The sequence below is a fragment of the Pseudomonas sp. 13B_2.1_Bac1 genome, assembly GCF_025466155.1.
Classification (GTDB): Bacteria; Pseudomonadota; Gammaproteobacteria; order Pseudomonadales; family Pseudomonadaceae; genus Aquipseudomonas; species Aquipseudomonas aylmerensis.
In genome coordinates this window covers 38182-64995 of sequence record NZ_JANLOH010000106.1, presented here as the reverse complement: position 1 = coordinate 64995, position 26814 = coordinate 38182, and the positions used below count along the sequence as shown (strand labels likewise).

Below are 26814 nucleotides of genomic sequence, written 5' to 3'. Positions count from 1 at the left end.
CCTGATCAACTGCCCGCCTGCGCATGCTGGGGATTCTTACCCCCAGCATGGAGAGCGTGCCTGTGAGCACCACACCCCAGACCTTTGAAGGCATCAAGGGCCACCTCAACCAGATCGGGCATCACCTGCTCCAGGTCGAGTCGCCGTTAGTCCCCGAACACACGCCGTCCGCAGCCCTGGCTTATCTGGAGCGCATCAATCGGATCCTGACGGATTACCGCCAGCAGTTCCTGGCCAAGAGCCGGCCCCTCTATCAAGGACTGGCGTCGAGCGATCTGCCCACTCAAGTGTCGGCGCTCAAGACCACGCTGAACGCTCACCTGCTGCACCTCGACCGCTATGAGCAAATCGATGGCAAGGCGCGCAAATCCTTCATGACGTTTGAAGCCGGGTACACGGCGCTGGTCAACGAAACGGCGCTGAGTGCCGAGGACCGCCTGTTGCATCCGCAGCAACAGGCCATGCTTGAGCGTGTGCCGCTGGGTATCACGTTGCGTCCAGGCTTGTATGCGTTGAGCTTCAGCTACCAGCAACGCACCGTCGAACTGGCGGGCGCCTTTGTGCTGACGGAAAAATCCAGCCCGCAGGTCGCCGACCTGACATCTGCGCCGCCGGTGGGCGAAGTGATGCTGTACACCCCTGCGCGCGGCATCGAGTGCTTCGGCTCACTGGCGCAGTTGAACAGCCAATGGCTGCAGGCGATGGACGATGCCGAACAACGGCGCGCCTTCATGCACCTGCTGCCCGCGCGCTATGGCGATATCACGCCGGGGGCGATCTGGCCGCTGGCGCTGACGCCGATCAGTGACAAACCGCTGTTTGAACATACCTATGACGCGCTGATCGACAAGCGCACCCAGGACATCGAGCGCGCCTTGAGCCTGGAGGACAATCCGACCCACGACGCCGTCCAACTGATCGCTGCACTGGACCGTGCCATCACCGCAGCGTTACCGGACTTCAGCGCACGCCTGGCATGGCGCGCCCGACAGCTCCTGGAGCGCCATCTGCGCCAGAGCGCGCCGGACTGGTATCGCAGCGCCAGCGACACCCGCCGCGCCACGCTCGCCACTCATCTGGCAAGTTACAACGAGGCCCGCGAGCAACTGCTCGATCTGCTGGGCCCGGTCACCACACCTGAAGACCTGGCGCGCTACCAATGGCTCGAACGCTTGAGCGATGAACTGGACATCCACGACCTGGCGCCACAGGACCTGGTGATCAGCACCCGGCGCTATGTCGATCCCATCGGCGAATACGAACACGAGCGCAGCCTGATCGACCTCGCCCTGCGCGGGCTGCAAACCGGCGACGCACTGGCAGACTCGGACTTCCTCAGCAAAACCACCCTGACCTATCACGGCGCACCACTGCCCGAGGCCTACCGGGACCTGACACCTGCCTGGCTGGTGCAGACGCTGGGCACGTTGCAGCCGCGCATCGAGTTCGCCGACCTGCAACGACAGATGCATGCCAAACCGGCCGTCAGCCAGGCAATCGAACGGATGCTCGACCAGCGCATCAACGCACTGGCCTACACCGCCGTGCTGCAGGGGCATCTCAGTGACGAGGACTACGCGCTGGTCTGCGACCTGCGCCAGGGCAACGCCCCCCGCCTCAGCGCCGCCACGCTGTCGCTGCATGAAGCGCAGTTGCAGGATCTGTGGGTGCTGCGCAAAACCGACGCCAGCGGTGCCGTGACCCGCCTGCTGCTGTGCACGCCGCAGGCGCCTCGAGAGCAGCAATTCCTGGCGTTCAACAGTGAGGTCGAGTGCCAGAATCATATCCTTGGCTGGAGCCTGGATAACGGCACGCGTCAACCGCCAGGCACCCTCACCGACTACCTGATCAAGCGGGTCGCGCTGCGTTTTCGCGCGGCAATGAAACGCGTATTGACCGGCCTGAGCTTCAAGCCGCACGCGCAGGAATACAAAGAAATCAGCTTCGGCCATATCGGCAGCCACGCCGCGTGCCTCAAGGCCATGGCCGCGCATGTGCTGGCCACGCGGGTCGATGACTATGAATTCAGCACACCGAACTGGTTCCGCTCCACCAGCATCGACACTCGCCAGAAGCTATTGAAGCTGGTGGAAGACAGCGAAGGCGCGCTGCTCACCTACAATGAGTTTGCGCTGTCTGACACGCAGTTCCAAAGCTTCAACGACTATCTGCATGAGCAGGCCAAACAGCGCCTGAACCGACTGTTGAGACGTAGCGGCAACGATGTGGACCCTGACACTGTGTGGGCCTTCTCGCCCCCTGCATTGATAGGCTCATCGACCCCTGCGCCCATGACCTACACCCAGCTGTACCGCGACGGTTACGCCGACGGCGTGGGTTTTCTCGACGAGAAATTTTCGCGCTCGGCCCAATTCAAAGGCCCAAAAGGCATCGACCTGAGCCTGCTCACGGCGCAAGCGGTGGCGCGCTCGGTGACGGGCACCTGGGTCGGCGAACGCTACATCGACAAGGTCAAGGCCCAACTGCTTAACGTCGGCAGTGCGGACTATGACCTGCGCCGCAACGCGACCTTGGCTATCACTCAACGCCAGATGCAGAACGCCGGCCTTGAATGCCGCCTGCAGGGGGATATCGCCGGAAGTGATTGGGCATGGCTGGAACGCAGTATCGCCAGCATGGGCGAAACCGTCCCCGCCACGCGCACCACTTATGCCATCCACCGCCTGCTGCTGGACGGAGAGTGGGTGCAGGGCAATTTCCTCTTCAGCCACGCCAGTTTCCCGACAGTGCTCTACACCCCCAATGCACCGGATGGGATCAGCTTTCGCGAGGCCGGACAGTTCAACTACCTGCTGAAAAAAGTCCCCGGCACGGTCGGTTATTTCACCCTGCGGGTGGGTGCCCAATCCCAGGACAGGGTGCGTGCCTTCCTGGATGCCGCCAAGGCACAGCTGCCCGAGGATCTGAACCGGACCGACATCAGCCCGCCACGCTATGACTCGACCCGCGAGGAAAAGCCACTGCAGGATCTGCGCCGAGCCCTGTATGACATGCCACTGCAGCGCAAGATCGACGATGTTGAAGGCACCACGACCAACCGCACTCGGATGATCAGCGGCATTCTGTGGAGCTGCGTGGAGTGGGTCACCGCCGTCGCCACTGCACCGTTCCCGACCCTCAGCCTGAGCCTGGGCATGTTGTTGGCATTCAAGGACGGCATGTTGGCCTTGAACGCCTATCAGCAGGGTGACAACCAAGCTGCCGTAGAGCACTTGATCGGTTACATGCTCAACAGCGCCGGCGCAGCATTCACCGACCTGCGCCCCGCCCTCGCGTCCCTCAAACAGCTTGCACGTCCGAGCCTGCGCCAGGCGGCCAAAAGCCCGGCGTTGCCGAGCGAGCTGTTGAACCTGGTCGAACCCCTGCAACCCAGGCCGCTGGTGCTGGAGAACATGCAAGCCGTGCTGTTTGACGGTGAGGCCTTGTGGGCGAAAAACACCCCGGACCCGATCGGCCGCTATCTGCTCTATCGGCTCGACACGGCCACCGGCAAGCTGGTCTCCACCACTCGCTTGGCCGCCCCTGACGCGCAAGGCGTGTGGCGTCGTACCGGGGTCATCGGTGGCGCGCCCAAATACGAAAAATTGCCCGAGGCACCGGAACAGCTCCTGCCCTACGAGGTTCCGGCGCAGTACACCAGCAAACTGGAGTTGGTCCTCAACCCGGATGTGCGCGAAGGGATGCTGCTGCGATCTGAATGGGATTTCGGCTCACGGAACCTGATTATGGAGAGTGCCGCCAAAGACCTCCAACCCCTGCGCACAACCTACCTGCAGCAAGCCAAACGCCTGGCTACCGATGCCGAGGCTTTTTTCAAGAACCTCGACGCGCTGCCCGTGCGCGTCGAACCCTCGGCGATCGAGGCCAGTACGCCGTTCTCGCAACTGGTCGCCAGCGACGCTTTCAGCACCAGCAAGAACCTGGTGATTGGCGCGATACCCGGCTCCATTGCCAGCAAGCAACTGCTGATCGACCAGATGGATACCCTGATCAGCAAAGGCTTCAAACACCTGTACATCGAGTACCTGCCCACCGATGTCTTCCGCTCGAAACTGCAGAAGCTCAACAGCGGCAAATCCTGGCAACACATCGAAAAGCACCTCAAGGCTGTGGATAAATCCTTGGGTTTCGCCAAGGATGCCGAGTATTCCTACGTCGCCCTGGTGCGCAAGGCCCAGGAAAAGGGAATGAAGGTCAACGCCCTCGACGCCTCCACGTCTTACCTGCTGGACGATGCCCTGCAGATGGGCGACACCCCGCCGACCCTGCCACGCAGCAACCGTGTAAGAAATTTCTATTCCGACAAGGTCATCAAGGCCGATGCCCTGAACGAGCAGGATGCACGTTGGGTGGCCCTGGTGGATCACTCGCGCATGCGCACATTCGAGGGCACACCTGGCCTGGCAGACCTGCAGGACGCCGTCGCCCTGCGCGTCGTCGATGTGGGTCCGGATCAGCCAGCAGGGCTGTGGATCGACACACCGGGCGCCGTCGCCGGTGACCCGCTGGCCAAGGGCGATTACCGCCTGACCCTGCAGACCCCGTACACCGCGACTGAGGTCGCCGCGTCATCCAGCGCCGTACCGGCCGCCGCAACGCATTACAGCGAATACGACATTGCCCCCGCTTTGACGGAGAGCATCGCCCAACAGGCCGCGGGACGGCATGGCCTCGACACCCGCTACTTCCCGCAGAATCCGAGCCATCGCGAAGCGTTCCAGGCTTTCCAGAACGCCAGAGACCGGCTGAGTGCAGATGCACAAAATTACCTGGGCACCCACGTGCCGCCAACTCGGCCAGATCCCTCCACCCTGGCTTCGCCGAAGACCCCGGAGGCGTTCCTGGAGACCATCCACCAGAGCGAGTTCTCCGGGCTGGTACTCGGAGAAGGCCATAACGCTCAATCCAGCAAGCGGTGGCTGCGCGACTTTATGGGCAACCTCAAGGCGCTGGAATTCAAGACGTTGTACGTGGAGCACCTGCTGACCGATATGCACCAGGCACAACTGGATCTGTTCTTGAGTACGCAACGGCTTCCGGACGACCTCAAGCGCTACCTCACCGTGCTCGATCAGGGTCATATGCACGGCTACAGAGGCAGCAATACCTATACAGAAGTTGTCCAGAGGGCAGCCAGGCACGGCATGCGCATTCGGGCCCTGGACTGCGTCGCCAGTTACAACCTCAAGGGGCTGGGGGACACGGACGTCTCCCGCAATCAGATGTTCAGCTACTTTGCGTCCAAGGTCATCGCGGCCGACCAGGCGGCGCACGGACCTCATAAATGGGTCGCCTTCGTTGGCAGTGCCCACACCAACACGCACCTGGGGGTACCCGGCCTGGCGGAACTGCAAGGCGCGGTCAGCCTGCATGTCAGGGACACCGCCCCGGCACTGGCCAAGAACATTCGCCCGGGCACCTGGGAGTCTTTTGTCGAGGGGATGAACCCCAACAGGAAAGCCCTGCGCAGCGACTTCATCCTAGACGCGGGCATCACCGGTATCCAAGCGCCCGCACCGTTCGTGCCCGTGGACAGGTCGCGCTTGAATCGAGCGGGCCTGTTCCTGATTGAACGCCCGTCGCCTTCACAGAACAACCTGCTGCATCGCTCCCGCAGTGGAGAGATCGTGTCGACGCCGATCAAGGTCGACCACAATGGGCTGTTTTATGTCGACCGCTGGGAGCCGATGCAAGGCAAGCGCTTCAGCTACGAAAACATATTGATCGATGCGTTGCGGGTTGAAGTGGGGTTAATTCCCGCACCGTAAAGTGCTGACCCCGTCTGATTGACCGCTCACAAAAAACCCGCTGGCCAACCTGGCCCAGCGGGTTTCTTGTCAGGACAGGCGGCCGATCAGAAATCCGCCAACTGCCACACTTCATAAGCCGGTGTTTCATAGGGGTGGCTGAGCTTCAGCGCGGCCACAACGGCCACAATCAGCTCATCCGCCACCACCAGCTCAACCTTCCATTCCTCAACCACTTCCACCTGGCCGACTTGCCCGATAAACGGCTGGCTGCCGTCCAACGCGCGAAATTGGCCCTGGCCCAGCACTTGCCAGGCGCAGCTGTCGTAGTCGCCGATGCGCCCGCCACCGGCTGCGCAGACGGCGGTTTTCACCGTCTCTACATGGCTGTCGGGCACAAAGAAGGCAAGCTTGTACACCGCCTTAGTTCACCCACACGCGCGCGTTGCGGAACATGCGCATCCAGGCGCCGTCTTCGTTCCACTCTTCCGGGCGCCACGAGTTCTGCACGGCACGGAACACACGCTCAGGGTGCGGCATCATGATGGTCACGCGACCGTCACGGCTGGTGAGACCGGTGATCCCGCGCGGCGAGCCGTTCGGGTTGGCCGGGTAGGTCTCGGTGACCTTGCCGTGGTTGTCGACGAAACGCATGGCCACGCAACCGGACAGGTCGGCTTCGAGCAAGGCTTCTTCGCTTTCGAACTCGGCGTGGCCTTCACCGTGGGCGATGGCGATTGGCATGCGCGAACCGGCCATGCCCTGCAGGAAGATCGAGTTGGATTCCTGCACCTGCACCATCGCAACACGGGCTTCGAACTGCTCGGAACGGTTACGCACGAAGTGCGGCCAGAACTCGCTGCCCGGGATCAGCTCGTGGAGGTTGGACATCATCTGGCAACCGTTGCACACACCCAGGGTGAAGCTGTCGTTGCGTTCGAAGAAGCCCTGGAAGGCGTCGCGGGCACGGCTGTTGAACAGGGCCGACTTGGCCCAGCCTTCACCGGCACCCAGCACGTCGCCGTAGGAGAAACCGCCGCAGGCCACCAGGCCTTTGAACTCGTTGAGGTCAACGCGACCGGCGAGGATATCGCTCATGTGCACGTCGATCGCATTGAAGCCGGCACGGTCGAACGCGGCCGCCATTTCCACCTGGCCGTTGACGCCCTGCTCACGCAGCACGGCAACTTGTGGGCGGATGCCTTTCTTGATGTACGGCGCGGCGATGTCCTGGTTGACGTCGAAGCTGAGCTTGGTGCTCAGGCCCGGGTTGTCTTCTTCCAGGATCACGTCGAATTCCTGCTCGGCGCAGTCGGCGTTATCGCGCAGGCGTTGGATCTGGTAGCTGGTCTCGGCCCACTGGCGTTGCAGCAAGCGGCGCTGGCCGGCAAACACGGTGTCGCCATTGAACGAGATGTTGATCTCGCCGTTGTTGATCGGCTGGCCGATCACCGCCACGCAGTCGTCCAGGCCAGCGGCGCTGAACTGTGCGAGTACGTCCGGGGTTGCGTCCTGGCGCACCTGGATCACCGCACCCAACTCTTCGTTGAACAGGATGCCGTTGATTTCGGCAGCATCCTCGGCAACGCTGTCGAGCACGATGTTCAGGCCGCAGTGACCGGCAAACGCCATCTCGACCACGCTGGTCAGCAGGCCGCCGTCGGAACGGTCGTGGTAAGCCAGCAGGTGGCCATCGGCGTTGAGGCCCTGGATCACGGCGAAGAAGGCCTTGAGGTCTTCGGCATCGTCGACGTCCGGCGCCTGCTTGCCGAGCTTGCCGTGGGTTTGTGCGAGGATCGAGGCGCCCATGCGGTTCTGGCCACGGCCGAGGTCGATCAGGATCAGATCGGTGGTGCCCTTGTCCATGCGCAGTTGCGGGGTCAGGGTCTGGCGAATGTCGGTGACCGGGGCGAAACCGGTGACGATCAGCGACAGCGGCGAGGTGACGCTCTTGTCCACGCCTTCATCGTTCCAACGGGTGGCCATGGACATCGAGTCCTTGCCCACCGGAATGGTGATGCCCAGCTCAGGGCACAGCTCCATGCCGACCGCTTTTACGGTGTCGTAAAGACGCGCGTCTTCACCCGGGTGACCAGCAGCGGACATCCAGTTGGCCGACAATTTGATGTCGGACAGCTTGCCGATGCGCGAGGCTGCGATGTTGGTGAGGGTTTCACCAATGGCCATGCGGCCCGACGCCGGGGCGTCCAGCAGGGCCAGCGGCGTACGCTCGCCCATGGCCATGGCTTCGCCGGTGTAGACGTCGAAACTGGTGGCGGTGACGGCAACGTCGGCCACGGGAACCTGCCACGGGCCGACCATTTGGTCACGGGCCACCAGGCCGGTGATGGTGCGGTCGCCGATGGTGATCAGGAAGCTTTTGCTCGCCACGGCCGGGTGGTGCAGCACACGTTCGATGCTGTCGGCCAGGTCGAGGGTGCTTGGGTCGAAATCATCGCCCAGCTCGGCTTCACGTACCGCCGAACGGTGCATGCGCGGGGCTTTGCCCAGCAGCACCTCGAGCGGCATGTCGACCGGACTGTTGCCGAAGTGGCTGTCGGTGACGGTCAGTTGCGGCTCGGCAGTGGCTTCGCCGACCACGGCAAACGGGCAGCGCTCGCGTTCGCAGATGGCCTGGAAGCGTGCGAAGTCTTCGGCGCCGACGGCCAGCACGTAGCGTTCCTGGGATTCGTTGCTCCAGATTTCGTGCGGGGCCATGCCCGGCTCGTCGTTTGGAATGTTGCGCAGTTCGAAACGGCCGCCGCGGTCGCCATCGTTGACCAGTTCCGGGAAAGCGTTGGACAAACCGCCGGCGCCGACGTCATGGATGAAGCTGATCGGGTTCTTGTCACCCAACTGCCAGCAACGGTCGATGACTTCCTGGCAGCGACGCTCCATCTCAGGGTTTTCACGCTGCACGGAAGCAAAATCCAGGTCTGCCGAGCTGGTGCCGGTGGCCATGGAGGAAGCGGCGCCGCCACCCAGGCCGATCAGCATCGCCGGGCCGCCGAGCACGATCAGCTTGGAGCCGACCAGGATCTCGCCTTTCTTGACGTGTTCTTCACGGATGTTGCCCATGCCGCCGGCCAACATGATCGGCTTGTGGTAGCCGCGCACTTCATCGCCACGCGGAGTGGTGATGGATTGTTCGAAGGTACGGAAGTAACCGGTCAGCGCCGGACGCCCGAATTCGTTGTTGAACGCGGCGCCGCCCAGCGGGCCTTCGATCATGATGTCCAGCGCGGTAACGATGCGCTCAGGCTTGCCGTACGGCACTTCCCACGGCTGTTCGAAGCCCGGGATCTGCAGGTTGGACACGGTGAAGCCGGTCAGGCCAGCCTTGGGCTTGGCGCCACGGCCGGTTGCACCTTCGTCACGGATCTCGCCGCCGGAACCGGTGGCTGCGCCTGGGAACGGGGCAATCGCGGTCGGGTGGTTGTGGGTTTCAACCTTCATCAGGATGTGCACCGGCTCCTGCACCGCGCCGTACTGGCGGGTCTCAGGGTCCGGGAAGAAACGGCCGGCAACGGAGCCGACGATCACCGAGGCGTTGTCCTTGTAAGCCGACAGAACGCCTTCGCTGTGCATCACGTAGGTGTTCTTGATCATGCCGAACAGGCTTTTTTCCTGGCTCTCGCCGTCGATATCCCAACTGGCGTTGAAGATCTTGTGACGGCAATGCTCGGAGTTGGCCTGGGCGAACATCATCAGTTCGATGTCGTGCGGGTTGCGCTTCAAGCCGTTGAAGGCGTTGACCAGGTAGTCGATCTCGTCTTCGGCCAGGGCCAGGCCGAGTTCGGTGTTGGCCTTCTCGAGGGCCGCGCGGCCACCGCCAAGCACGTCAATCGCGGTCAGCGGCTTGGGCTCGGCGTGGCTGAACAGACCGGCGGCCTGTTCCAGCTGGCTGACGATGATCTGGGTCATGCGGTCGTGCAGGCTGCTGGCGATCAGCTCGGCCTCGGCATCGCTGAACTGCCCCGCTACATAGAAGGCAATACCGCGTTCCAGGCGCTGGATTTTCTCCAGGCCGCAGTTGCGGGCGATGTCGCTGGCCTTGCTCGACCAGGGCGAGATGGTGCCGAACCGTGGCAGAACCAGGAACAAGCGGCCGGTCGGCTCTTGAACGGGAACGCTGGGGCCGTACTTCAGAAGGCGTGCGAGCACTTGCTGTTCGTCGGCGGTCAAGACGCCGGTAACGTCGGCGAAGTGAGCAAATTCAGCATACAAGCCTGTAACAGCTGGAACCTTCTGGCTCAGTTGCTCAAGGAGTTTGCTGTGGCGAAAGGCAGAAAGGGCAGGAGCGCCGCGCAGGATCAACATCTTCGGGACAGCCTCGGGAAGGGGGTGTGCTTTGAGGCCGTGCATTCTAGCGTAAACCATCGCCAACGGCACCCGAAACGGCACCAGTGGCCGCTGCCGGACGTCAGTTGGCACGGTTTGCACGGTATCGGGGCGTTTTCCCGGGTATTCGGAGCAGTTATTTTAACCGTCACAATCGGCTGCCAGGCCACGTTTCTGCGGGCTGCAGCACAGTTTTGCCGGCGCTAGCAGACAAGTCCCATGCTGTCGAGATATGGCGCCGTGGGCCGTTTGCGTATACTGCGCAGATGTTCTCCCCTACTGCTTTGCGCCCGCGATGCGCCAAATGGCTCATCGCAACCGGACTCTTCCTGATGCTCAGCGCCTGTGTTGATAAACCCAGCACGCTCGAGCGAATCAAGGAGGATGGCGTATTGCGGGTGATCACCCGGAACAGCCCGGCGACTTATTTCCAGGACCGCAACGGTGAAACCGGTTTCGAATACGAACTGGTCAAGCGCTTTGCCGATGACCTGGGCGTGAAACTGGAGATCGAGACCGCCGACAACCTCGATGACCTGTTCGGCCAGTTGGGCAAACCCAACGGTCCGGTGCTCGCCGCCGCCGGACTGGTCAGCAGCGAGCAGCGCCAGCAGCAGGTGCGTTTCTCCCACCCTTACCTGGAGGTAACCCCGCAGATCATCTACCGCAATGGCCAGTCACGCCCGACCAACGCGGCGGACCTGGTGGGCAAGAAGATCATGGTGCTCAAGGGCAGCACCCACGCCGAACAACTGGCGGAGCTGAAAAAGCAGAATCCTGCGATTGAATACGAAGAATCCGACGCCGTTGAAGTAGTCGACCTGCTGCGCATGGTCGACGAGGGGCAAATCGACCTGACCCTGGTGGACTCCAACGAAGTCGCGATGAACCAGGTGTACTTCCCCAACGTGCGCGTGGCATTCGACCTCGGCAATGCCAGCAACCAGAGCTGGGCCGTGGCCGCCGGCGACGACAACAGCCTGCTCAACGAGATCAACAGCTACCTGGACAAGGTCGAGAAGAACGGCACCCTGCAGCGCTTGAAAGACCGCTATTACGGGCACGTTGATGTACTCGGCTATGTCGGCGCCTACACCTTCGCCCAGCATTTGCAGCAGCGCCTGCCCAAGTACGAAAAGCACTTTCGCACCTACGCCAAGGAAGAAAAGGTCGACTGGCGCCTGTTGGCTGCCATTGGCTATCAGGAATCCCTGTGGCAACCGGCGGTCACCTCCAAGACCGGCGTGCGTGGCCTGATGATGCTGACCCAGAACACCGCCCAGGCGATGGGCGTGTCTAACCGCCTGGACGCCAAGCAAAGCATCATGGGCGGCGCCAAGTACCTGGCCAAGATCAAGGATGAGCTGGACGACAGCATCGCCGAGCCGGATCGCACCTGGTTCGCCCTCGCCGCCTATAACGTCGGCACCGGGCACCTGGACGACGCGCGCCTGCTGGCGAAGAAAGAAGGCCTGAACCCGAACAAGTGGCTGGACGTGAAGAAAATGCTGCCGCGCCTGGCGCAGAAGCAGTGGTACAGCAAGACCCGCTACGGCTATGCGCGGGGCGGCGAGCCGGTGCACTTCGTGGCGAACATCCGGCGCTACTACGACATCCTCACCTGGGTGACCCAGCCGCAGCTGGAAGGCAACCAGGTGGTCGAAGGCAACCTGCATGTACCGGGCGTCGACAAGACCAAGCCGCCGGAAGAAACCCCGCAGCTGTAAGCCACTCCCCCAAACACCACAAAACCAATGTGGGAGCGGGCTTGCTCGCGAAAGCGGTGTGTCAGTCGCTGAAGGTAGTGGCTGACCCACCGCTATCGCAGGCAAGCCAGCTCCCACATTTTGCAGGTATTCCAAGGTTGGAACCGGGTTGATCAGACCGCTCAAATGCCGGTGCGGCGCCCCGAATCGCAAGCCCGAACAACGATCAAAACTGTGGGAGCGGGCTTGCCCGCGAAAGCGGTGTGCCAGTCGCTACCTTCAGTGACTGGCACTGCCTCTTCGCGAGCAAGCCCGTTCCCACATTTTTGATCTGCCCCTGGCTTCAGAGGCCAGTGAGCAGATGCACGACGCCGCCGCTCAATACCATCACTGCCGGCACACCCGCCGCCTTCAACGCCGACTCATCCAATCGTCCCGCGTCCTGCAGCTGCACGCGCACCCGCGTCAGCGCCACGCGCTGTTGCGACTTGAGGTTATCCGCGCCGCCCAGTGCACTCAGCACCTCGGCCGACAACCCACTTGGTACTGGCGCCACCACGGTTTCGGCGATCAGATCCGGGGTCAGGGCTTTCCAGAACGCCCGCTGCAATTTCTCGAACATGCTCAGTGCTCCACGACAGGTGAGATTTCAACAGTGGCCGCGCGATACCGGCGCACAGCCTCGCGCACCTGGCTGGCTTCCTCCAGGCCCAGCACGTGGCGGGCGAGGGTCTGGCAGCCGTCCAGGTCCAGCTCACGCACACCGGCCTTGATGGTCGGGATCAGCGGCACGCTGACCGACAATTCATCCACGCCAAGCCCGATCAACACCGGCACCGCCAGTGCTTCGGACGCCAGCGCGCCACACACCCCGACCCACTTGCCATGGGCATGCGCCGCCGTGACGGTGGTCGCGATCAGGCGCAGCACGGCCGGGTGAAAGCTGTCGGCCTGGCTGGCCAGGCGTGGGTGATCGCGGTCCATGGCCAGGGTGTACTGGGTCAGGTCATTGGTGCCGATCGAGAAAAAATCCACGTGCGGCGCAAACACGTCCGCCATCAGCGCCGCCGACGGTACTTCGATCATGATGCCCAGCTTCGGCAACTCGCTGAGCCCCAGCGCCAGCGCTTCTTCTTCAAGAATGCGGCGTGCCGCCAGCAGCTCCGACAGCAGGCTGACCATCGGCAACATGATATGCAGGCGTGTCAGCCCGGCACTCGCGAGGATCGCGCGAAACTGCTCGCGCAACAGCTCCGGGCGCTCCAGGCACAGGCGAATCCCGCGCAGGCCGAGGAACGGGTTGGTCTCGCTGTCCATCGGCACGTACGCCAGCGGTTTGTCGCCGCCGACATCCAGGGTGCGCACCACCAGGTTGCGCTGCGGGCCCAAGGCGCGGGCGATGGCACTGTAGGTCGCCGCCTGCTCATCCGGGCTGGGCGCGCGATTGCGATCCAGGTAGAGGAATTCCGAACGCAGCAGGCCGACGCCTTCGCCCCCCAGGGTCAGGGACTGCTCCACTTCCTGCAGCGAGGCGACGTTGGCAGTGACTTCAACATGATGGCCGTCGCGGGTGATCGCGGGCAACGAGGCCTGCGCCACTTCACGCTGGCGTCGCAGGACGTGCTGCTTGCGCGCCGTTTCCAGCTGTTCGATCTCGGCCAGGTTGGGGTCCAGGTGCAACTCGCCTTTGTCGGCATCCAGCAGGACTTGCTTGCCATTGGCCAGCGCCAGTACCTGGGCGGGCACTCCACAGATCGCCGGCAAGCCAAGGGCGCGGGCGAGGATTGCCACGTGGCTCGTCGCACCGCCACCAACGGTGACAAACCCCAGCACCTTGTGGGTATCGAGACTGGCGGTTTGCGACGGCGTCAGTTGCTCGGCGATCAGGATCGCGCGCTCAGGCAAGTCCCAGGCACTGTCCTGGATCCCGAGGATCAGTTTCAGCACACGCTGGCCCACATCCGCCAGGTCTGCCGCACGTTCGGCGAGCAACGCATTGCCCAGGCCCTGGAACAATTTGGCGGTGGCTACCGTGGCGCTGTTCCAGGCGAACGCAGCGCTCTTGCCCTCGTCCAGCAGGCGGTGGGCTTGCTCCAGTAAGGTCGGGTCTTCGAGCAGCTCCTGGTGGGCAGCGAAGATCTGCGCCTGGGCGCTGCCGGCAGCCTTGGCTTGCAGGGTTTGCAAGGCGTCGGTTGCCGCCTGCAGGCCCCGCGCCAACGCGGCGCGCTCGGCAGCTTGCGTGCTGCCCTGCTCAGTGATGCTCAGTTCGGGCTCAGCCACTTGAACCACCTGGCCGAACGCCGAACCCGGTGACGCACACACGCCGCGCAAGACACTCGCCGACGACACTGGCGCAACCCCCTCGACCTCTTCAGCCGGTGCCGTCACGCGCTCGCCACAGCCCTGGGCCAGCAACTCGACCAAGGCCGTGATCGCCGCCTCGGCGTCTGCACCCGCCGCACTGACCTGCAAGGTATCGCCCTGCACAGTCTGCAGCGCCATGATCGCAACCAGCGACTTGGCGTTAGCACTCTGGGTCTGCTTGTGCAGGTAAATGCTTGCGGCAAAACCTTTCGCCGCCTGGGCAAACACGGCTGCCGGGCGCGCATGCAAGCCGTTGGCATTGGGCAATGTCAGCGGCTTGGAGAACAGCGCGTCGCCCTCTTCTTCCTCCGCACCTTCAGCCGCCTCGCCTGGGGACACCTGCAACAGCGGCTGCCCCACCGCCACCACGCCGTTGTCCGCCGCCAGCAGCGTAAACGGCTCGCCGCTGACCACCAGCATCAAGGTCAGCAGACTGCGGGCATTGAGTGCCACATAGTCGGCATCGAACTCGATCAGCACTTGCCCGGCCTCCACCCGCTGGCCTTCCACGACCCGCCGCGTGAAGCCCTGACCCGCCAGGTTCACGGTGTCCAGGCCGATGTGCATGAGCACCTGGACGCCATTGTCGTCGGTAATGCTCACGGCATGACCACTGTCCTGGATATTGCTGATCACACCCGCCAACGGTGCGCAGAGCGTCTGCGAGATCGGGTCGATGCACAGGCCGTCGCCGATCAGACGGCTGGAGAACACCGGGTCGGGTACCCGGTCCAGGGCCAGCAGCACCCCGGACAGGGGCGCCAGCAGTTCCAAGGGTTGCGTTGTGGTCATGACTTCACCTGCTATTTTGTTCTGTAAAAATCATAGGGCGAACGACGGTCCAATGTGGGAGCTGGCTGGCCTGCGATGCCGGCGACTCGGTTTCTCAGTAAGACCGAGGTGTTGCTATCGCAGGCAAGCCAGCGCCCACATAAAGCTCGCTCACTTGAATCCGAGCTATTTCCACCAATATTCGACTTGCACACCCACATTCGACCCATGCCGCGCCGTGCCATAGGCGCCGGTATCGGACAACGCCGAGCCCGCCGCCAGTTCATTCGCCGCACGCTTGGCCGCTTCGTTCCAGCTCGCATAGGTGTAATACAACCGCACTTCCGGCCGCGCCCAGAAATCCGGGCCGTTGGGCGACCAGGTCGGGGCGAAGGTAAATTTGCTCAGCTTGCGCGTGCCGCCGCTGGCCTCGACCTGATCATGGCCGAGTTCGGTGACCAGCTTGAACTGCTCGCTGATGGCATACGCCGGGCGCACGCCGACCGACATCCAGGTCTGGTCCTGGCTGCCGGGGCGAATGTCCTTCTGGTACACCGCCTCGATCTGCCCGCCAAAACGCGGGGTCACTTGCCAGTCGAAAAACTCGACGGCGCGATAACTTTTGCTGCTGTTGTCCAGGAAGGTATTGCCGGTGTAGCCCAGGCCGGTGCCGGGGCCTTCACCGTACTGCAGGGCGAACTTGTTCTTGCCGCCGAGGAAAGGCTTCTGCACGTGTTGCGCGGTGATTGCCCAGCCGCTGTTGGTATCGCGCCCACCGGCCTTTTCGATGTAGCTCAAGCCCAGCTCCAGCTCGCCGCCGGGGTTGGTCTTGAAGCCCGCGACGTTGAAGTCGTGACGGGTGGCGTATTCCTTCTGGTACAGGTTGTCCTTGCGCGAAATGGCGTAGCTGTATTTCAGGTCGCCGATCAGCACGTCCTCGATGCCACCGCCCGTTGCGCTTTGGTTCCAGTAGTAGAAGTCGGAGATATGGATGTCATTACGCTTGTAGTAACGCCGACCGGCCCACACCGAGCCGCCGTTGAGCGCGGGCAGGTTCGACCATTGCGCATACATCTGCGGCATGCGCGCCGAGCCGTTGTCCTCGCCCTGGAATTTAAGCGCGCGGTCGTACTTGTTGTACAACGAGGCCATGGCGTCGACGCTGAGTACAGAGCCGTCGTCGAGGGTCAGCAGGTCCTGGCGCAATTCCAGCTCCGCATATTGTTCACATTCGTTGCCCAGGCGGTACTTGGTTTGCGCCCCCGGCAACTGGAAACATTGCTGTTTGCCACTGCCCGTGGAAGTCCCCGCGCCGCTACGCAAGTAACCGGCAAATTCCAGCGCCTGAGCGCCCAGTGGAAGGGTCAGGCAGGATGCGACGAGGCCCAGTTTTATTGTTGTTTTCATGCAGCGCTCCTTTTATTTTTATTGTTTTCTTACTTTTTTTTACCCGACACGATCCCTTGCAGGAGCCAGCTTGCTGGCGATAGCGATCTAGAGGGCGCTATCGCCGGCAAGCCGGCGCCTACAGGGAATGGTGGTGTTTCAGTCTTTCAGGTGCAGGACAAACGATTCATAGGGGCGCAGTGCGACCGTGCCGGTGCGCTGCGGGCAATCGGGGTAGTTGCTGATCAGCAGGCGCTGTTCGCTGGCGGGGTTGATCACGTCGTCGGGCAGCTGGATTTCGCATGGCGTGCCATAGAAGTTGTTCAGCACCAGCAAGCGCTCGCCCTGCCCCTCGCGCAGGTACGCCCAGACCTGCAAATGGTCCTGCAGCAGCTGGCGGTAAACGCCGGTCTGGATCAGCGGTTCGTAGCGACGCAAGTCGATCAGCGCGCGGTAGTGATGCAGCACCGAATCCGGGTCATCCAGCTGGCTCTGCGCATTGATCTGCGCGGCATTGGCCGGGATCCCGATCCACGGTTCGCCGCGACTGAAACCGGCATTCGCCTGGGTGTCCCACTGCATCGGCGTGCGGCTGTTGTCGCGGGACTTTTGCATGATCGCCGCCATGCTCGACGCCTCGGACTCACCGGCATCGCGCTTGAGACGGAAGATGTTCAGGGTCTCGACATCGCGGTATTGCTCGATCCGGTCGAATCCCGGATTGGTCATGCCCAGCTCTTCGCCCTGATACACAAACGGCGTGCCCTGCAGGAAGTGCAACGCGGTGCCGAGCATCTTCGCCGAGACCACGCGGTGCTCACCGTCGTCACCGAAACGCGAGACCACCCGCGGCTGGTCATGGTTACACCAGAACAGCGCGTTCCAGCCGCCACCAGCCTGCATGCCGAGCTGCCAGTCGGACAGAATCTGCTTGAGTTGCAGGAAGTCGAAGTCCGCCCTCACCCACTTCTGCAGGTTCGGGTAATCGACTTTCAGGTGATGAAAGTTAAACGTCATCGACAATTCTTTCGACGCCGGATTCGAGTAGCGGATGCAGTGTTCCAGGCTGGTGGATGACATCTCGCCGACGTTGATCAGGTCATGGCCTTCGAAGACTTCGCGGTGCATTTCCTGCAGGTATTCATGCACGTTCGGGCCGTCGGTGTAGAAACGGCGGCCGTCGCTGTGGTCTTCGGGAAAGTCCGCTGGCTTGGAGATCAGGTTGATCACGTCCAGGCGGAAGCCGCCCACGCCCTTGTCGCGCCAGAAGCGCATCAACTTGAACACCTCGGCGCGCACCTGGGGGTTGTCCCAATTGAGGTCGGCCTGGGTGTGATCGAACAGGTGCAGGAAATACTGGCCGGTTTGCGCCTCGTATTCCCAGGCCGAGCCACCGAACTTGGATTCCCAGTTGTTCGGCTGGTCGCGCCAGATGTAGAAGTCGCGGTACGGGTTGTCGAGGCTGCTGCGCGCCTGCTGGAACCACGCATGCTCGATGGAGGTGTGGTTGACCACAATGTCAAGCATCAGCTTGATGCCGCGCTTGGCCGCTTCGCTGATCAGCAATTCGCAATCGGCCATGGTTCCGTAGCTCGGGTCGATGGCGTAGTAGTCGCTGATGTCGTAGCCGTTGTCACGTTGCGGCGAGCGCAGGAACGGGGTGACCCACAGGTAATCCACGCCCAGCCATTTGAGGTAATCGAGCTTGTCCACGATGCCGAGCAGGTCACCGGTGGCGTTACCCGCGTGGCTGTGGAAGCTTTTGGGGTAGATCTGGTAGATCACCGAGTGTTGCCAGTCTTGCATGGTGGACTCCTTTGAAATATGTGCGGGCCTTGCCGGCGATAGCGGTCGGTCAGGCGACGCGATAACCAGGCCGAACGATCTTCATGCTCAATGCACAGGTCAGAACAAACGGCACGACCATCGCCACCACCATCCCGATCACGAAGCTTGGGATGTACTGCGGAATGATCGAGATGAATCCGGGCAAGCCGCCGACACCGATGGCCGAGGCCTGCACCTTGTTCAGCGAGAGGAAAATACTGCCCAGCGCCGAGCCGAGCAGCGCGGCATAGAATGGAAATTTGAAGCGCAGGTTCACGCCGAACATCGCCGGCTCAGTGATGCCGAAGTACGCGGAAATCGCCGAGGTCGAGGCCATGCTTTTATCCCGCGCATTGCGGGTGGTGTAGAACACCGCGAGTGCTGCGCTGCCCTGGGCCAGGTTGGACATCACAATCATCGGCCAGATAAACGTGCCGCCCTGGGTGGAGATCAGCTGCAGGTCCACGGCGAGGAACATGTGGTGCATGCCGGTGATCACCAGCGGCGCATACAACAGGCCGAAAATCGCCCCGCCGACCATCGGCGCCAGGTCAAACAGGGTGACCACACCTTCGGTGATCAGGATCCCGAGGTGACGCGTGACCGGGCCGATGATCGCCAGCGCCAGCACACCGGTGACAACGATGGTGGTGATCGGCACGACCAGCAGCTGAATCGCGTTGGGCACGCGAGCGCGCAGCCACTTCTCGATCACGCTCATCACGTAGGCCGCCATCAGGATCGGCAGGATCTGCCCCTGGTAGCCGACTTTTTCGATCTTGAACCAGCCGAAAATATCGAAGTACGGCAGGCTCTGGCCATCGAGCCCGGCGACCGCCTTGCCGTAGTTCCAGGCGTTGAGCAGGTCCGGGTGCACCAGCATCAGGCCAAGCACGATGCCGAGGATTTCGCTGCCACCAAAACGCTTGGCCGCCGACCAGCCCACCAGCGCCGGCAGGAACACGAACGAGGTGTTGGCCATCAGGTTGATCAGGCTCCAAAGCCCATCCAGGTTCGGATAGGCCTCGAGCAGCGTCTTGCCGTCGATGAACATGCCCTTGGCGCCCATCAGGTTGTTCACCCCCATCAACAGGCCGGCGATGATCAGCGCGGGCAGGATCGGCATGAACACATCGGAAAAGACCCGCACCAGACGCTGCATGGCGTTGGTCTTGTCGGCGCCCTTCTTCTTCACGTCGGCGATGGTGGCAGCGGCGAGGCCGGTCTGTTCGCGCAGGGCGGCGTAGACTTTTTCCACTTCACCGGGGCCGATCACGACCTGGAACAGGCCGCCGGTGAAGAACGAGCCCTTGACCAGATCGACCTGGTTCAGCGCGCTGCTGTTGACCAGGCTCGGGTCCTTGAGCGCCAGGCGCAGGCGGGTCACGCAATGGGCAGCTTGTTCAAGGTTATCGCTGCCCCCGAGGTTCTCGAGAATCTCGCGGGCAATCGTCGAATAGTCGTGGCTCATGCTTGGTTTCCACTTTGATTTTTTTATTTGGGGGCAGTCATTGGCAGCACGCCGAGGGCAAAAGTACTCGTCTGTACGAGTTAAAGCAAAAACTCGTCTGTACGAGTTACAAAATGTTTATATCTTGTAGGCCGTCATATCGCTGGAGGCCGCAGATATCCAAGGGTCTGATGGACAAACCCCACCTCTGCCACTAAGGTTCCTGCCGTGAACGCACCGTTCACTTTCATCAAGTCGGGCACAGAGCCATCTCCATGAGCAAATACAACCAGATCTATACGGATCTGCTTGCCAGCATCACCACTGAACGTTTGCAACGCGGCACGCGCCTTCCCTCCGAAACCGAATTGATGGACGCCTACCAGGCCAGCCGTGGCACCGTGCGTCGGGCTATCGAGCAGTTGCAGGAGCGCGGGTTCGCGCAAAAAATCCACGGCAAGGGCACGTTTGTGCTGTCGCCCAACCCAATTGAATTCCAACTGGGCGGCATCGTCAGCTTCCACGAAACCCACGCCGACCTGGGCGACGACGTCCGCACCGAAGTCGTCGAATTCACCCAACTGCCCCTCGACGGCCCACTGTTGCAACACATCGAGGCCGAGCCGGGCACGCTGATCACGCGTATCAAGCGCGTGCGGCGCATCGGCGGCAAACGGGTGATCCTCGACATCAACCACTTCGTCGCCGACCTGATCCCAGGCCTCGACCGCTCGATTGCCGAGCAGTCGATCTACGCCTTCATCGAGCAGACCCTGCAACTGCAGATCAGCTACGCCCAACGCACCATCGAAGCCCTGCCGCGCGGCAAGGACGATCAGACGCACCTGGACCTCGAAGGCCAGAGCCATGTGATCGTGGTGAGCAACCAGACGTTTTTGCAGGATGGGCGGCAGTTCGAGTACACCGAGTCGCGGCATACGTTGGATAAGTTTTATTTTTCGGATATTGCGCGGCGGTAAACGCAAAAGACCCTATGGACGCAGGTCCAAGGGGTCTTTGAGGTGTGCGGGGCGATCGGTGCCAGTCGGTACAAAATCCTCTACATCGACGAAAACTCGCGGATTGCTTCAGGAATATTCCTGGCCCAACGCACCAGAAATGCCGCCAGTTTTTCTTCGATATGGCTCTCAATGGTCCGCAAACGAAGCAAGGGAATATCGCTTTTTTCCAGGATGCTGTTTTTCAGGGCATCGCACTCAATCTGCTCAGGCTTAGTATGAGAGCCTCCGTCGACCTCGACGACACCCACCGGCTTCTTCCCCACTTCGTAATAGAGCACAAAGTCGCAACTGGCGCCCTGACTCAGGAACTCCAACTCGCGCGCGGTTAAACGCGGGTTGTCTTTGGAGGCTACCTGGTTCAGTAGGATCTGGGAGTGAAATGCGAGCCCCTGGAAGACGTCCTGATCCAGCGTCTCGCGCAGTATCTGCGCCATGATCTGCTCGGACTTGTACTCGGAATCACTGCGTCTCAACCGGCCATTAAGGCGTTCGAGCGACTGGTCATACTCCTTATAGAGCAAGTCAAAGGCCGAAATCACAGGCGCACGGTGGAGCTGCCCTTGCTCCGCGTAGTATTCGATATAGCGCACCAGTGCGGCGATATGGCCGTTATTTGCAGTGAAGACTTCATCTCCAGTGACCAGTGTGAACCGATGTTTCGCTCTGGATACCGCCACATTGACAATACGAGGGTCATCCACGAACGCCAGAAGTTTCGGGGTTGCGCACTTCTTGTCCAGCACCGTGGAAAAGACGATTTCGTCGCACTCACGGCCCTGAAACTTGTGAACCGTGTCTTTGACAAAGTCCTCAGGTAAAAGGGTGTCCGAAAGCGTTGCCTGGTTCCTGAACGGGGCAATGAAGCCTCGACCGTCCCCACCCTCCCACGCACTGTCGCCCTCCCCTTCGAGCACAGCCAGAATCGAATCCAGCTCCCTGAGGTTGGCGTTGTGGCGGGTATGGTTACCCTTGGCAGTGACCAGCAATGACAACGGTTTTTCTCCACCGTCTTGCGTCATCGGAACCAACTGGTTGTCGTAGAACTGCTGATTGCAGAATTGGATGATTTGCGGATGACAGCGATAGTGCTCCTTCAACAGGGTCATCGGGATCGAATCACTGAACACCCGGGCGCACGAATCGAGCAGGCTGTACCTCTCACAATCGTAGTGTCCCCGGTCCTCAGGCGCGGCAATGCCCAACCTTGAAGGAATGTGCGCCAGCTGCTTTCTATCGCCAACAATAATCAGATTCTTCGCGCAACCGAGTGCCAGTATTCCTGGAACGATGTCCTGCTGCGACGCCTCGTCGATGATGACGTAGTCGAGTACTGCCCCGGACTTGAGCGAGTTGACGATCGAATGCGTACCACTGGCGATGATCGGATAGCGTTTCAGGAACTTATCGAAGTTATCTTTGCGATAACTCGTTGCGTCAAAGTTTTCAGCACTCGGTTCACGCTGATACAAATGTTGTTTGAGGTGCTTCATCGAAGCATCCGTCAGCTCATCCAGCAGCGCGACGTAATTGCCCCGCTGCAACGCTTCTTGATGACTGGTCAGCACCGCTTTTCTTTCCAGCAGTGCCTTATCGTAGTAGTGAAGCTGCAGGCCATAGAAGACTGACTTGCGCTTTTCCCAGTCATCGAATGGTTTCATGCGCAGGATCTTGAAATTGAACAACATCTCGATCCTGTCCTTGATGCGCACACGATTGCCTGCAAGGTGCGTCAGGTAAGCCATCAGGTCAGCGGACTTTTGCGGGGTCAGGTTGTACTTGTCTAGAGCGACGGGGTCCTGCACGCCGTTATCCTGCTGCCATTGCCGAAGATAGCCGCGTTCTATCTCCAGCTCACTGATTTCAATCTGCAACTGCGCCACTGCGTTCCGGTGAGACAAAAAGTGCTTGAGCCGCTGCAAGATGCCCTGGATATGCGCCATGGAGGGTGCGGTTTCGACAGTCGCAACGGGTCGAGGGATAGGATTGTCGAAGAACGCCTTTCGGTTTTTCTCGTTACCCAACTTCGCGACCAGATAATCGAGCTCGAATTTACCCAGCTTTTCACAGACATTACTGACGGCCGGATTGTTGTTGGAGACCACCGCCACGGTGCCTTCGCGCAACAGAATATTAGCGATGATGTTCAGAATAGTTTGGGTCTTGCCGGTGCCGGGCGGCCCCTCGATCAGACTCACCTGCGAACTGAAAGCCTTCTCGACGGCTTGAAGCTGACTTTCGTTGAGACCAAACGGAAAGATGAAGTTGCCCGTCGACTCCAGACTGCCATTACGTCCAGTGCAGTAGGCATGCAGAGCCGTGTCCGTGCATGCAGGCAAGGCATTCAACTGACGCAACACATTTTCCGCGATCAGTTTGTCGGCTTGCTTCACAGCCTCATGGACCCGTCGGTCAGCCACGGCACGGAAATAGTGGAATATCGGTTCGTTCTTCATCTTCGCCGGTGCGATAAACTCGCAGGTATCCATCTTGAATACCTCACGCGCCGTCCTTCCGGGCGACTGCACCAGCGCATATTTCTCACCGTAGATCACTGCTCTCTCGACAGTGACCACCGCAGCACTCCCCTTTTCAACAAGAAGCTTGTCTAGCACTTCTCGGGTAGGCACGACCTCGCAGTCAACGAGGGGTCGAGAAAATTGCTTGCCGGAGTGAAAGTAGCAAATCAGCGAGGGTTGACCGTTCCGGTCTTTGCCAATCTCCCAGTCTTTGATCTGCCGGGTCCTGTCTTGACCGCCTATGTAAATAGAAACCATATATCCCTTATGCAGGCTCTATTGCAGCCTGTACACGTCCGTGTGCTGAAAGTCCGAATCGGGCGATTCGTCGAAATTGATACTATTTTGACATCATTGCTCACACAGATGCCAACTCATAACTGGAGCGCTGTACCGGCAGCAGAGGGCTGCGATCGGTAACATTTCCTACAGATGCAAAAAGGGCGCCTCATGGCGCCCTTTTTGTTCAGCTTATTCCCACTCAATGGTCGCCGGCGGCTTGCTCGACACGTCGTAAGTCACGCGCGAAATACCTTCGATTTCATTGATGATACGGCCGCTGACAGTTTCCAGCAGTTCGTACGGCAGGTGTGCCCAACGGGCGGTCATGAAGTCGATGGTTTCCACCGCACGCAGGGCCACGACCCATGCGTAGCGACGGCCATCGCCGACCACGCCAACCGATTTGACCGGCTGGAACACCACGAAGGCCTGGCTGACCTTGTGGTACCAGTCAGCCTTGCGCAGTTCTTCGATGAAGATGTGGTCGGCGCGACGCAGCAGGTCGGCGTATTCCTTCTTCACTTCACCGAGGATCCGCACGCCCAGGCCCGGGCCCGGGAATGGGTGGCGGTAGACCATGTCGTACGGCAGGCCGAGTTCCAGGCCGAGACGGCGGACTTCGTCCTTGAACAGCTCGCGCAGCGGCTCTACCAGCTTGAGGTTCATTTCCTCAGGCAGGCCACCCACGTTGTGGTGGGACTTGATCACGTGGGCCTTGCCGCTCTTGGCGCCGGCCGACTCGATCACGTCAGGGTAGATGGTGCCCTGGGCGAGGAACTTGATGTTGTCCAGCTTGTTGGACTGGGCATCGAAGACGTCGATGAAGGTGCGACCGATGATCTTGCGCTTCTTCTCAGGGTCGGACTCACCGGCCAGGTTGTCGAGGAACTGGTCCTCAGCGTTGGCGCGGATCACCTTGACGCCCATGTTCTCGGCGAACATGGCCATCACTTGCTCACCTTCGTGCAGGCGCAGCAGACCGTTGTCGACGAACACGCACGTCAGTTGGTCGCCGATGGCTTTGTGCAGCAGCGCAGCAACCACGGAGGAGTCAACGCCGCCGGACAGGCCGAGCAACACGTTGTCGGTGCCGACCTGGGCGCGCACCTGGGCAATGGCGTCTTCAGCGATTTTCGACGGAGTCCACAGGGCTTCACACTCGCAGATGTCGAGGATGAAGCGCGACAGGATGCGCCCGCCTTGCTTGGTGTGGGTCACTTCCGGGTGGAACTGCACGCCGTAGTAACGACGCTCGTCGCTGAACATGCCGGCGATCGGGCAGCTCGGGGTGCTGGCCAGGATGTGGAAGTCTTCCGGCATCTTGGTGACCTTGTCACCGTGGCTCATCCATACGTCGAGGCCGAACAGGCCGTCGGCGTCGATGTGGTCTTCGATGCCGTCCAGCAGGCGGCTCTTGCCGACCACGTCGACACGCGCGTAACCGAACTCACGCAGCTCGGAACCTTCGACCTTGCCGCCCAGTTGCTCGGCCATGGTCTGCATGCCGTAGCAGATACCGAAGACCGGCACGCCCAGGTCGAACACTGCCTGTGGGCAACGCGGGCTGTTGGCTTCGTGCACGGACTCGGGGCCGCCGGCGAGAATGACGCCTTTTGGAGCGAATTCGCGAATCGCTTCGTCATCCATGTCGAACGGATGCAGCTCGCAGTACACGCCGATTTCGCGCACGCGGCGGGCGATCAGCTGGGTGTACTGGGAACCGAAGTCGAGGATCAGGATGCGGTGGGCGTGAATGTCGAGGGCCATGAGATCAGTCTCGTCTAATGAATCAGAAACAACTCGGGGCTGAATAAGACAGCCCCGGTTACTTAACTATTTGCTGGAAGCCTCAACCTACGCGGTAGTTTGGCGCTTCCTTGGTGATCTGTACGTCGTGGACGTGGGACTCGGCCATGCCAGCACCGGTGATCCGCACGAACTCAGGCTTGGTGCGCATTTCTTCGATGTCGGCGCTGCCGGTGTAGCCCATCGAGGAACGCAGGCCGCCCATCAGTTGATGGATGATCGCGCTCAGGGTGCCTTTGTACGGAACACGGCCTTCGATGCCTTCCGGTACGAGCTTCTCGGCGCCTGCCGAAGAGTCCTGGAAGTAGCGGTCGGAGGAACCTTGCGCCTGGGACATGGCGCCCAGCGAACCCATGCCGCGGTAAGCCTTGTACGAACGGCCCTGGAACAGTTCGATCTCGCCTGGCGCTTCTTCGGTACCGGCGAACATCGAGCCCATCATCACGCAGGAAGCACCGGCAACGATGGCCTTGGAAAGGTCACCGGAGAAACGGATGCCGCCGTCGGCGATCAACGGTACGCCGGTGCCTTCAAGGGCCGCGGCGACGTTGGCGATGGCGCTGATTTGCGGCACGCCCACACCGGCGACGATACGCGTGGTGCAGATCGAGCCAGGGCCGATACCGACCTTGACGGCGTCGGCGCCGGCTTCGGCCAGGGCCTTGGCAGCAGCGCCGGTGGCGATGTTGCCGCCGATCACCTGTACTTCAGGGAAATTCTGTTTGACCCAGCGAACGCGGTCGATCACACCTTTGGAGTGACCGTGAGCCGTGTCGACCACCACCACGTCAACACCGGCAGCCACCAGGGCCGAAACACGGTCGCCGGTGTCTTTACCGGTACCGACTGCAGCCCCCACGCGCAGACGACCTTGGTCATCCTTGCTGGCCAGCGGGTAGGCCTTGGCTTTTTCGATGTCGTTGACGGTCATCATGCCCTTGAGGGCGAATTTGTCGTCGACGATCAGCACGCGCTCGATGCGGTGCTTGTGCAGCAGTTCGCGCACATCGTTCTTGTCGGCGCCTTCCTTGACCGTGACCAGACGCTCTTTGGGCGTCATCACCTCGCGGACGGTGACTTCCAGACGGTTCTCGAAACGCACGTCACGGGAAGTGACGATGCCGACCAGGTCGCCATCGTGCAGCACCGGAACGCCGGAAATGTTGTGCAGGCGAGTCAGGTCGAACAGGTCACGCACGGTGGCGTCGGCTTCGATAGTGATGGGATCTTTCACCACACCGGCTTCGTAACGCTTGACCTTGCGCACTTCGGCAGCTTGCTGCTCGATAGTCATGTTCTTGTGGATGATGCCGATGCCGCCTTCCTGAGCCATGGCGATGGCCAGACGGGCTTCGGTGACGGTGTCCATGGCAGCGGAAACCAGGGGAATATTCAGCTCGATGCCACGGGTTAGGCGGGTCTTGAGACTGACTTCGTTAGGAAGCACCTCGGAATAACCGGGCACTAGGAGAATGTCGTCGAATGTCAGAGCTTCTTGGCTGATACGCAGCATCGCGGGGGCTCCCGAGCGGGAAAATGGAAGCGCGCCATTATATACATGCACCCTGTCAGGCT

General features: G+C 61.2%; 13 protein-coding genes. 3 read left to right on the top strand and 10 right to left on the bottom strand.

The annotated features are described in order from the left end of the window. The first annotated feature begins 62 nt into the window (after positions 1-62). Entirely contained in the window at positions 63-5789 is a 5727-nt protein-coding gene (locus NTD80_RS26515) for a membrane-targeted effector domain-containing toxin (RefSeq protein WP_262135497.1), read from the top strand. 86 nt (positions 5790-5875) lie between these two features. On the opposite strand, the gene NTD80_RS26510 is transcribed toward NTD80_RS26515, so the two are convergent. Further along, positions 5876-6187 carry an NGG1p interacting factor NIF3 gene (locus NTD80_RS26510; protein ID WP_262135496.1) on the bottom strand — a complete coding sequence of 104 codons (312 nt, stop codon included), beginning with the start codon at positions 6185-6187 and terminating at the stop codon, positions 5876-5878. A gap of 4 nt (positions 6188-6191) precedes the next feature. Then, complete coding sequence (gene purL / locus NTD80_RS26505; protein ID WP_262135557.1) at positions 6192-10088, bottom strand: phosphoribosylformylglycinamidine synthase; 3897 nt, start codon at positions 10086-10088, stop codon at positions 6192-6194. Between the two features lie 287 nt (positions 10089-10375). Here purL and mltF point away from each other — a divergent pair, with 287 nt between their 5' ends. Then, positions 10376-11836: a membrane-bound lytic murein transglycosylase MltF gene (mltF, locus tag NTD80_RS26500; protein WP_262135495.1), complete on the top strand. Its 1461-nt coding sequence runs from the start codon at positions 10376-10378 to the stop codon at positions 11834-11836. A 322-nt stretch (positions 11837-12158) separates the two neighbouring features. Here the strand turns inward: mltF and NTD80_RS26495 are convergent, their stop codons facing one another. From NTD80_RS26495 to treP, 5 genes are all read right to left on the bottom strand, one after another. Beyond that, positions 12159-12437 carry a PTS transporter subunit EIIB gene (locus tag NTD80_RS26495; protein ID WP_262135493.1) on the bottom strand — a complete coding sequence of 93 codons (279 nt, stop codon included), beginning with the start codon at positions 12435-12437 and terminating at the stop codon, positions 12159-12161. A 2-nt stretch (positions 12438-12439) separates the two neighbouring features. Continuing rightward, a complete protein-coding gene (gene ptsP / locus NTD80_RS26490; protein ID WP_262135492.1) occupies positions 12440-14971 on the bottom strand; it encodes a phosphoenolpyruvate--protein phosphotransferase in 2532 nt (843 codons plus the stop codon). A 165-nt stretch (positions 14972-15136) separates the two neighbouring features. Then, on the bottom strand, positions 15137-16357 hold the full coding sequence (locus NTD80_RS26485; protein WP_065908656.1) for a maltoporin: 1221 nt from the start codon (positions 16355-16357) through the stop codon (positions 15137-15139). 138 nt (positions 16358-16495) lie between these two features. Further along, positions 16496-18142 carry an alpha,alpha-phosphotrehalase gene (gene treC / locus NTD80_RS26480; RefSeq protein WP_262135491.1) on the bottom strand — a complete coding sequence of 549 codons (1647 nt, stop codon included), beginning with the start codon at positions 18140-18142 and terminating at the stop codon, positions 16496-16498. A gap of 49 nt (positions 18143-18191) precedes the next feature. Further along, positions 18192-19634, bottom strand: coding sequence for a PTS system trehalose-specific EIIBC component (gene treP / locus NTD80_RS26475; RefSeq protein ID WP_065908653.1), 1443 nt, complete (start codon positions 19632-19634; stop codon positions 18192-18194). Between the two features lie 254 nt (positions 19635-19888). On the opposite strand from treP, the gene treR reads away from it, so the two are divergent. Further along, positions 19889-20593 (top strand): trehalose operon repressor, encoded by a 705-nt coding sequence (gene treR / locus NTD80_RS26470; protein ID WP_065908651.1) that lies wholly within the window; start codon positions 19889-19891, stop codon positions 20591-20593. Positions 20594-20673: 80 nt separating this feature from the next. Here the strand turns inward: treR and NTD80_RS26465 are convergent, their stop codons facing one another. The 3 genes from NTD80_RS26465 to guaB all read right to left on the bottom strand — a co-directional run bounded on the left by NTD80_RS26465 (position 20674) and on the right by guaB (position 26752). Beyond that, on the bottom strand, positions 20674-23409 hold the full coding sequence (locus NTD80_RS26465; RefSeq protein WP_262135489.1) for an AAA domain-containing protein: 2736 nt from the start codon (positions 23407-23409) through the stop codon (positions 20674-20676). Positions 23410-23622: 213 nt separating this feature from the next. Beyond that, entirely contained in the window at positions 23623-25200 is a 1578-nt protein-coding gene (gene guaA, locus NTD80_RS26460; RefSeq protein ID WP_065908647.1) for a glutamine-hydrolyzing GMP synthase, read from the bottom strand. An 82-nt stretch (positions 25201-25282) separates the two neighbouring features. Then, entirely contained in the window at positions 25283-26752 is a 1470-nt protein-coding gene (guaB, locus tag NTD80_RS26455) for an IMP dehydrogenase (RefSeq protein WP_010207937.1), read from the bottom strand. Positions 26753-26814 lie beyond the last annotated feature (62 nt).